Below are 1876 nucleotides of genomic sequence, written 5' to 3' on the forward strand. Positions count from 1 at the left end.
ACGCCCACGCACCCGCCCCACCGACGAAGCAACCGCGCGGACGCCGGACCCAGGCGGCGCCACAGAACGACCCAGGGATTCACGGCGCCCCACCGTCCAGGCGGCGCAGCGTGGCCCGGGCCTCGCGGGCGCCCAAGGGGGAGAACGCCCGGTTCAGATCGAGGGCCGAGCGGAGGGAGCGGCGGGCCGAGCCCGTGTGACCCGAGGCCTGTTCGATCATGCCGCGGTGGTAGAGGAACACCGCCTCACGGAACCCCGTCGCCGTCGCCCGCCGCGCGTACCGCAGCGCCTCCGCGTCCCGCCCGTTCACATGCAACGCCCACGCCAGCGCATCGGCCGTGTGCACGGTCTCCCGCCGCCCCCACTCCGCCCGCGCCGCCCGCAACGCGGTCGCCGCGTCCCCGTGGTCGGCCGAGGCGAGTGCCACGTCCAGATCGGGCTCGACCCCGTTCGCACGGGCCAGCGAGACCCACGCGTCCACGAGTCGGTACTGCTCACGGGCCCGCTTCATGTCCCCCCGCGCCTCGTACAGTTCGCCGAGCGCGACCAGCGGCCCCGGCAGCGGCTGCCGGTCCACGACCTCGCGCAGCCCGGCGACCGCCGCACCCGTGTCACCGCGGGCCGCGCGCGTACGGGCGCGGCACTCCAGCGCGGGCAGGTAGGCGCGGTCCGCGCGCAGGGCGGCCTCGCAGTGCCGCAGGGCGTCCCCGTACCGGCCCTGGCGCCACGCGAGTTGACCCAGCGAGGTGGCGACGTACGCGACGTCACCGGGTGCCGACGCCCCGTCGAGGGCACGCTCCAGGACGCGCCGCGCCGTGGCGACGTCGCCCCGCAGCTCCCGTACGTACGCGTACCGCGTGAAGACGGGGATCCCGGGCCGGCGGGCGTCGGCCTCGTCGGCGGCACGGGACGCCTCGTCGTAGCGCCCGAGTTCGACGAGGGCGTCGATGCGGGAGGCCAGGGCCCGCTCGCTGTAGGGGTTCTCGGCGAGCGCCTCCGTGGCGTACCGCAGGGCACCGCGGAAGTCGTGCCGGGCGGCGGCGACGGCGGCGCGCCCCGCGAGCGCCGCGTCGTTGCCGCCACGCAGCTTCAGGGAGCGGTCCAGGGCACGGTCGGCGGCGGTGTAGAGGGCGGGGTCGCCGCGGGTGCGGGCCTGCTCGACGTAGGCCGTGCCGAGGACGGCCCAGGACGTGAAGTCCTCTGGCCGGTCGCGGAGATGGGCCCGGAGCGCGTCGACGCCCCGGTCGAGGTCCCCGCCGCGCAGCCCCTCGAAGGGAGCCGCGGCGGAGACGCCCCCGGAGACGGACCGCGCCGCGCCCCCGCCGTCACCGCCACCGCCGCCGAGGACGACGGCACCTCCGGTGAGGGCGAGCGCGAGGACGACGACGGCGACGGCGGTCCGCACGGAGTTGCGAGCCATGAGAGTGGAACCCTTCCGATCCAAGAGAAACCCGAGCCGAACGAGGAAGGCGCGACCCGTAGGGGGATGAAGAACGGGCCGCGCCGTACAGGAGGCGGGCAGCACCCGACAAGAGGCGGGCAGTACCCGCGAACGAACCGGCCCCGTCCGGGCCCGGCCCCGAACCGGCCGAAGCCGATCCAGGGCCGCGCCCACCAGAAGGAGCCGCTCAACCGCTCAACCGTTCAACGGGCCAACCGGCCAACCGGCCAACCGTCAACCGCTCAGGAGCCCCCCACGGCCCCCCGCCTCCGCGCCCGCCACCACGCGAGCCCGAGCCCGACCAGCAGGACCCCCGCGGCGCCCGCCGCGGCCGAGGCCAGGAGGAGCCGGTCGTCCGAGGAACCGGACGACGAGGACGTCGGGCTCATCGCCGCGCCGCTCAGCGCGTCCCGCGTCGAGTCCGCCTTGTCGCCG

The 1876-nt window shown here is 76.5% G+C and carries 1 protein-coding gene and 1 pseudogene; both read right to left on the reverse strand.

Going from position 1 to position 1876, the window contains the following annotated elements; translation table 11 throughout:
• Nucleotides 1–79: 79 nt before the first annotated feature.
• Nucleotides 80–1420, reverse strand: coding sequence for a tetratricopeptide repeat protein (locus tag AOK22_RS38450; protein ID WP_055703270.1), 1341 nt, complete (start codon nt 1418–1420; stop codon nt 80–82).
• 263 nt (nt 1421–1683) lie between these two features.
• Nucleotides 1684–1876 (reverse strand): annotated as a pseudogene (locus AOK22_RS38455) (hypothetical protein); the annotation flags it as partial.

Source organism: Streptomyces silaceus (assembly GCF_001419745.1).
GTDB classification, from domain to species: Bacteria; Actinomycetota; Actinomycetes; order Streptomycetales; family Streptomycetaceae; genus Streptomyces; species Streptomyces silaceus.